9 protein-coding genes are annotated in these 7,456 nt (G+C 45.9%); 5 read left to right on the forward strand and 4 right to left on the reverse strand.

Features of this window, described 5'->3' with window-relative positions; all coding sequences use genetic code 11:
• The 5 genes from H0Z19_RS11130 to H0Z19_RS11150 all read left to right on the forward strand — a co-directional run.
• The coding region (locus H0Z19_RS11130; protein WP_290726636.1) for a ribbon-helix-helix protein, CopG family at positions 1 to 272 on the forward strand (272 nt) is incomplete at its 5' end.
• Entirely contained in the window at positions 247 to 699 is a 453-nt protein-coding gene (locus H0Z19_RS11135; protein ID WP_290726638.1) for a PIN domain-containing protein, read from the forward strand. The genes H0Z19_RS11130 and H0Z19_RS11135, both read left to right, overlap by 26 nt.
• 162 nt (positions 700 to 861) lie before the next feature.
• Positions 862 to 1,326 carry a CBS domain-containing protein gene (locus H0Z19_RS11140; protein WP_290726640.1) on the forward strand — a complete coding sequence of 155 codons (465 nt, stop codon included), beginning with the start codon at positions 862 to 864 and terminating at the stop codon, positions 1,324 to 1,326.
• Between the two features lie 373 nt (positions 1,327 to 1,699).
• Positions 1,700 to 2,476: a flavodoxin family protein gene (locus H0Z19_RS11145; RefSeq protein ID WP_290726642.1), complete on the forward strand. Its 777-nt coding sequence runs from the start codon at positions 1,700 to 1,702 to the stop codon at positions 2,474 to 2,476.
• A complete protein-coding gene (locus H0Z19_RS11150) occupies positions 2,464 to 3,324 on the forward strand; it encodes an MBL fold metallo-hydrolase (RefSeq protein WP_290726644.1) in 861 nt (286 codons plus the stop codon). The genes H0Z19_RS11145 and H0Z19_RS11150 overlap by 13 nt, the downstream gene beginning before the upstream one ends.
• Before the next feature lie 97 nt (positions 3,325 to 3,421).
• Here H0Z19_RS11150 and H0Z19_RS11155 read toward each other — a convergent pair whose 3' ends face one another.
• The 4 genes from H0Z19_RS11155 to H0Z19_RS11170 all read right to left on the reverse strand — a co-directional run.
• Positions 3,422 to 4,369, reverse strand: coding sequence for an NAD(P)/FAD-dependent oxidoreductase (locus H0Z19_RS11155; protein WP_290726646.1), 948 nt, complete (start codon positions 4,367 to 4,369; stop codon positions 3,422 to 3,424).
• Position 4,370: 1 nt separating this feature from the next.
• A complete protein-coding gene (locus H0Z19_RS11160) occupies positions 4,371 to 5,867 on the reverse strand; it encodes a radical SAM protein (RefSeq protein ID WP_290726647.1) in 1,497 nt (498 codons plus the stop codon).
• On the reverse strand, positions 5,851 to 6,174 hold the full coding sequence (locus H0Z19_RS11165; RefSeq protein WP_290726649.1) for a hypothetical protein: 324 nt from the start codon (positions 6,172 to 6,174) through the stop codon (positions 5,851 to 5,853). The genes H0Z19_RS11160 and H0Z19_RS11165 overlap by 17 nt, the downstream gene beginning before the upstream one ends.
• Positions 6,175 to 6,178: 4 nt before the next feature.
• On the reverse strand, positions 6,179 to 7,456 hold a 1,278-nt coding region (locus H0Z19_RS11170; RefSeq protein WP_290726651.1), incomplete at its 5' end, for a radical SAM protein.

Below are 7,456 nucleotides of genomic sequence, written 5' to 3' on the forward strand. Positions count from 1 at the left end.
CAATAGAAAATTATTTACCTTCTATTAGCCCACTAATAGATATGAACATAAGTGTGGAGTTGACTCCAGAGCTGTTTGAATACCTTGAAAAGAAAGTTAAAAGCGGGAAATATAAAAGTAGAAGCGAAGTTGTTAGGGAAGCGGTCAGGATGATGATGAAGGCTGACATTGAAAGAATTCTTGAGGAGAAGGGTATAGATTTGAAGAAATTCGAAGATGAAAGAGATAAAGTATCGGGTGAACTGATTGATAGAAAATACAAAGGACTTTAGATTTATTTTAGACACCAACGTCTTGTTTTCTGCCATAAGATACAGAGGCAAACCTTTTGAACTGCTGGAAGAGGCAGAAAAGAAAAACATAGAAATTATAGTGCCTGAATACGTTTATGAAGAGCTTAGGATAGTATTTGAAAGAAACGGAATTGACTTTGATTTGGTTAAGGGTTTTCTATCCACATACACGAATATCTCTATTGTTGAAAGAGAGTTTAGTGATGATTTTATTGGGCTTGCAAAAAGTGTGGTTAAAGACAGGAAAGATCGACCAATTTTCATCTTATGCGTTAATATTAGTAGGGAGCAACCATTTACGTACCTAGTTACAGGTGATAAAGCTTTGAGAGACGTTTTAAACGAAATTGAGGAGGGTTCAACTATCACCGTAGATGAAGCATTGAAAATGGTTTTGAGTAAATGAGGTGTGATATCCCGAATGTGGTACCAAGTAAAAATTACAAATGCTTTAAAAATCTCAAAATCCTAAATCATCCGCTTGTTAGGATAAACTCAGCAATTTCAGTCTTATCTGTTTTGTTTAACATATTCTAAGAGAGGGTTTTTTATTTTTCTAACTATACATATGAAAATCAGAGATTTTGTGTCGAAAGAAGTTGTGACAGTTGACGAAAACAAAAAAGTGATTGACGTTGCAAAGATTATGGGCGAAAAAAGGATTGGGAGCGTAATCGTTACAAAAGAAGGAAAGCCTTATGGAATATTTACAGAACGAGATCTGCTTTCCAAAGCTATTCTTGATAACGGTCTCGACAACCCCGTCAAGAATTATACGTCCACTCCGCTGATTACCCGCAATTGGAAGAAAGATTGTGCCTCCCATAAGGACTCCCAGAGAACTCACAACAGAGGAAGCCGAACAAATGTTCTCGTTTTTGATGCAAAATATAGACAAAAATTTTTGTTTGCTAACACCTGTTGGCCCTTTTCACGTAAGGGAGCCGTGGACTACATCGCGGAGAGGCGGAATGCCGTTGGAGATTATGTGGGGTTAATGGATCATCTTCTAAGACGACTCTTCAGGGTTTGATACAATGATGTAGATAAAAAAGCTGGGAGAAGATTTATGTGTAAAAGATGTGAGAAAATACTCCAATATATTGGAAAGGCTGTTGATGTGACCAGAATTCAGAAGAGAGAGTGAGAAGATTATTTAGAAAAGAAGCAAAGCTCAGGAACAAATCAAACAAGGTATTGAAGAGCTTTTCGAGTTTTTTTGATCCATTATTTTGGACTAAGGTAGCTACAAGACAATAGATGGCTTTTGAATTACATTGCCGAGCACATTCTTGGAATGCCGAGGAGCTACAGGACATGACCTTAAGGGGAATGTTTAAGCTGGTTTCGTGGAAATAAAAGTCGCGAATGAAAAATACTTAAAAACTTTTTTAACAACTCAAACCATGAAGATTCTCGCCATAACAGCGAGTGAAAGGAAGAACGGAAACAGCGAGCTTGCTGCAAAGTACATAGCCAAAAAGCTGAACGCAGACCTGGAAATTCTCAGACTGACGAAGATGAGGATCGAGCCGTGCAAAGCCTGCTACGCATGTCTTTACGGCAAGGAGTGTGAGATCGATGATGATGTTGATGAAATTCTTACAAAAATCGATGAGAGCGATGCGGTAATAATCTCCTCCCCCGTCTACTTCTTGGATGCAACATCGAAGCTGAAGGCCCTGCTCGATAGAGCCTTCTTGGCCTTGCAACACATGGACTCTTTTTCCAGAAAGAAATGTGTGGTTCTAACGCATCACGGCTTTGCAGAGGGCAGGGGATGGGCGTCGGCGACGCACTTAATGCTTGCAAGAGCCCTCTGCCTGAATGTCCTTGCAAACATAGAAATACACGCTACTCTTCCGGCTGAAGTTGTTGCGAAGAAAGAGAACGTTGAAAAGCTCGACCTCGCAGCAGAATCTCTTCTGAGCGGAGAAAAGTATGTAGCTGATGGGCAGTGCCCGGTATGCCTGAACACAGTGTTCAGATGCAGTGGTGATAAACTTGTATGCCCGCTCTGCTTATCCGAGCTGGACAAAAACTTGAGTGTGCTGAAAGAGGGCAAGTGGTGGCTCAGCAGGGAGTGGTTTGAGGAGCACTTCTTCAAAGAGCTTTTAGAGCTGAAAGAGGAGTTCAAGAGGAGGAAAGGCGAGCTTAAAAGGGCAGCTGAATGGTTGCTATGATGGTTGACGTCATTCGTTATGAAGGGCTCGTAATGCTGAAGTCCAAAACTCCAAAATGGCCAGCATCGTCAAACACCTACATCCTGCCTTCTGACGGTGAGGCGTTGATAGTAGATCCTGGATGTGGTCATGAGGAAAGGGCAAAGCTGATAGAGAGCGTCTTGAAGAAGGAGGGAGTTAAAAGATCGACAGTTGTGCTTACGCATGCGCATCCAGACCACATGGGCGCTGCGGGACTTATGGAGGAAAACGTGCTCGTTCACGAAATTGAGGTTGAATATGCAAGGAACCCCAGGCTGCTATCTGATCCTTTTAACGTCGATCTCGTCAGGAAAATCCTTAATATTGATTTTGATCTCATGGAGTATTTCATGGGCTTGTGTCCCATTTATCCAGTCGATGCTTCGCAGTTACCGGAGAAAATTAAATTTGGTGATTACGTGATAAAGCCGATACTGACTCCCGGACACTCGCCAGGACACGTTGCACTTTACATTAAGCGTGAAAAGTTGCTTTTCTCCGGAGATCTGCTTGGGGAAATAATGGCCTGGTACTCTCCAGGCGGTGGAGGAGTTGAATGCTACATGGAATCGCTCTCGAAGCTTGAGGGGCTAAATGTGGATAAAGTTTTCCCCTCACACGGTGATGTTACCAGCATCGAGAGGGTCGAGGAAGAGAGGAGAGTACTGGAGGAGAGGAAGAGGAAGATTTTGAATGCGATTGAAGTGGGTGTGAAGAGCAGAGAGGAGCTCGGAAGGGCTCTGTTTGGAGAGAAGTGGTCTTCTTTCACGAATTTGCTCATTCTCGAAAGTCATCTGGTAAAACTTAGGAAGGATGGAAAACTTTAGGGCTAATAAAGAATTGTACTCCACCATCGTCTATGATGAGAGCCTCGTTTTATTCCTCAAAATGCTCATAAACTCGATGATCGATTTCCTCGACGAGCTAAGATCCAAGACTTCTCAGAACGGAGATTATCGATCCAAGGGATAGTTCTGCACTTCTTTTTCTTTCAGTTAGAACTACCCAGGGAACTTTCAGAAGTGCCAACAGCGTCTTGCCTTTCTGGATGCTCTCGACGAAGGCGTGTTCTCTCTCTACCCACCTAAACTCTCTCAACACTCTTTCTTCGTAATTGTGGAGCGAATTTTCAACCAGGCATTGATGAAGAAGCTTTGCACACTGCAGTGCTGGAGCGTTTCCCTCACCAAAACCACTCACACAACCAATTGCCTCTCCCACCCCAACAACATTTCCATGGATAAAGGGTCTGCATTTCGATGGGGGGAGCATCCTCACCTTAGCTCTGCACGTGCATACTGTATCCTTTTTCTCAAATCCGTACTTTTGCCTGAGTTTCTCTATCATCTCCTTCGCCCTTTCTTCGGTTAAATCCCCAGCTCCTACGTGCCAGAGACCATCTCCAAGCGGGAAAGCCCATGCGTAGCCAGTTCTTCTTGCATACGCGTAAATGTTCTCCTCCGCATCATGCTTTTCGATCATCTGAATGGTTGGGTACAGCCCACCGTCTATCTTCGGAAGCAGCGCTCTGCTGTGTCCGGTGGCGTCAACATTCAGGTCGGCTTCTATCTCCCTGAACTCGATTTGATCCCACAGGTCTTCGAGCAACCTCTTCCTGTCAAAGATGACTATATCCCTGTTCCTGAACTCTATTCCGTTCGCTATCGCACGTCTTGGCCTAACCAAGAAATACTCGTCCAGATTCACTCCGATAACTTTGTATAGTTCCTTCGCCTGTCTGTATGCAATTCCCCAGGCGCACCTGCAGTCCGGTTTAGACCTTACATCCTTAATTCCCACTTCGAACTCTTGGCTGAGGAGCATGTAAAGGTAGCTCCCAGCCATTCCAGCACCGTATATCTGGATTCTCATGCTATCTCGTTTGTAGTGAGTAAAGCTTTAAATCTTCTTTCCTATTCCTCCAGGCCCTCTTAACCCACCATGCGAATGCCTTGTATCCAAACTTCACTATCGCATTTCTGAAGCCATGTAGGTAGTGTTCGCTTAACTCATCCACCCATCGCATGTCGTGCTCCATGCACTTGTAAAGCAACTCCCAATGAACTTCTCTGAGATTGGCTTTGGGTGCACCCCTTAAAGCGCAAACCTCCATCGGTATGAACACAAGAGGGACTATCAGCGATCGGTAATCTCTAAGATCTTCGATGAGTTCGATGGTCTTGATGACGTCCTCATCTCTTTCCTCGGGAAGGCAGATGAGGAGAGTAACTGCAGGAATCCACAGGTTATCGTGCATCACCGCAAAGGCTGTCTCAGCAACCTCTCTCCACTCGTTCGGGTGGAACGGGAGGGCTTTTCCGCGCATGTACTTCTCAAGAACTCTCGGACTTCCCGTTTCGAGCCCGGTTTGAACACCAAGCATTGGCAGCTTTTCCCCAATCTCAAGAAGCTCTGTTATCCTCTCAACGAGCGATGGCTTGGAGGCTACGGCAGATAGTGAGCAGTGGCTCATTCCGACATTCCAGGTAACCTTTTTGACTTCTTGGAAAAGCTTTAGAACCTTCTCCTCGTTCGGGATAAATTTCGGATCCTTGCATCCGTAGAGCAGAACGTCTTCCGCATGAAGCAGAATGCCTCCTGTGCCATTCCTGACGTTCAATTTCGCCTCCTCGACGATTCTCTGAAGAGGTATGTCCCTCCTCCTCTTCACCGTTTCGCTGCAGAACCTGCAACCCCTTCCGCATCCTCTCGAAATCTCGATGAGACCATTTACAGAGGGGTTTTTTATGGTCGGTATCTCTTCCACATCTGTCCCCCTACTGGTAACAATCTTCGGCAATTCTTCGCCATTCAGAGCCCTCTCGAACAGATCAGGAGCGGCTTTTTCAGCCTCTCCCACCACAACGCAGTCTATGTTATCCATCCAGCGCTCATCCCACTCGAGCTGCCACGCACCCGGCCCACCAACTATTATTTTCCCCTGAAAGTGCTTTAGCTTTTCCATCAAATTTATGAACTCCACCTTCGTTGTAGGAGTGCTTCCAAGAATCGATGCAAAGGTCATGCTTGCTGGACCGAATCCGAGAGGGTCCATGACCGATATTCCGACAACCTTCGCATACCGCAGATACCTCTCAATATCGTAGGGATGGACGGTGGCAACGTTAAACCCGTTTTCGATCAAAACCGACTCGATTTTTCTCAGCCCGTATGGAGCAAATTTTACGATGCCGCTCTTGCACTTCACCTTCGGATAGAAGAGGAACTTTACCAGCCAGTTTGGCATCACACCTGTTGGGGTGCAGGTGCCGAAACCCATGAATTCCTTTCCATGGTGTGTGCTCATCTCAGTAGCGGGAGCTGTTAGAATCACTTCAGGCTTTGGCGCATCTTTACTCCTCCCCAGCATGCTCCTTCAACGTAAACCTGAAGGTGCACGGTTCCGTTGACAGTCTTTCTGCTGTTGCATTGAAATGCTCGGCGAATTTCTCCGCAAATGCCACACAACCCTTCTCGCAGTACTTTGGATAAAATCGCTTTACCGGACACAGTCCAGATGATACGATAGTGTGTCCCTCCACATCCATCCTGAAATCCCTTTCCCACGAAAACAAGTACTCTATGGACATTCTGAGCCCATCAAAATCATTACCAAACTTTCTTGCTACAAACCGAGCAACCTCATCCCCAAGAAATTTGCCAATCGCCTCCTCCATAAAATCACCTCTCGATTATCTTGACGGCAACCTTACATCCAGGATCCGGTTTCATGTAGTCCTTGAAGTAGGCATACGCCCTCGCCCTACAACCACCACAAACGTATCTGTACCTGCACTTCCCGCAAACCTCAATCTCGTCCTTATTCCTCAATTTTTCGAGAACCTCGTTTTCCCTCCAAAATCTCAGGAAGTCCTCACCGCTGGTGAATTCTTTGATGTTCGCAAGCTTCAGGGGGAAGAAGACGCACGGCTCTATGTCGCCATTGGCCTTCATTGCAATGTAAAACCTACCGCATCCGCAACCACCTATGAATTCGGCAAGACTTCTCAGTCTTCCTTCAAGCTTTGGATTGTAGAAGTGGGTTGGGACGACTTCACTCTCCTCCTGCAAAGCTATTCTGGCGTAATATGGGGCAGTGGACATGAAGTTTATTCCCGTTGTCTTCAGCCTCCTCCACAGCTCTCTCAACAACTCTTCCTTTTCCTCCGGTGTCAGATCGAGCTCAAAGCTACCTCTACCAGTAGGTATGAAATTGTAGAGCATGAACCACTCTACTCCGAGCTCTTCAGCCAAATCCATTATCTCGGGAACGTCGTGTAAGTTTAGCCTTGTCGCGGTTGTGGAGATACACGTTATTAGCCCGGCATCTCTCGCATTCTTTATCCCCTCAACAACCCTGTCGTAAATACCCTTAATGCCTCTAAACTGCTCGTGCGTCTCTTTTTTACCATCGAGACTTATCTGAACGAAGCCGACGCCACACTCCTTCATCCTCTCCGCAACATCCCTCGTTATCATCGTGCCATTTGTTGCAACAGCAACAAACATGCCCTTCCTTGATGCATAACTCGCTATCTCGAAGAAATCTTTTCTGATTAAAGGTTCTCCACCGCTGAATGCCAGAGCCGTAACCCCAGCCTCGGCAAGCACATCCACAGCCTTTAAAGCTTCTTCTGTGCTCAGCTCATCTTTCCACGGCTTTCCAGCAGTAGAGTAGCAGTGCTTGCAGCGAAGGTTGCAGGCATACGTTAAATCCCAGACAACAAGGAACGGCGCTCCAGGAACGAAGGGTTTTCGAACTCCGAACTCGGCAATGCCTCGCAAAACGCTCGCAAATCCTCTCCTCCAGTAAGCGTCTCTCAGCTTCTCCTTCAGCTCATCTTCTTTACCCCCAAACGTTTTCAAGCCAGCATTTATCAGGCGGCGGAGAACCTTAAACTCCCCATCCACATCTTCTCCGTATGCGTAAGCTTTCAGCAGTTTATCCAGCCTTGTAGT

The sequence above is a fragment of the Archaeoglobus sp. genome, from assembly GCF_017656475.1.
Classification (GTDB): domain Archaea; phylum Halobacteriota; class Archaeoglobi; order Archaeoglobales; family Archaeoglobaceae; genus Archaeoglobus.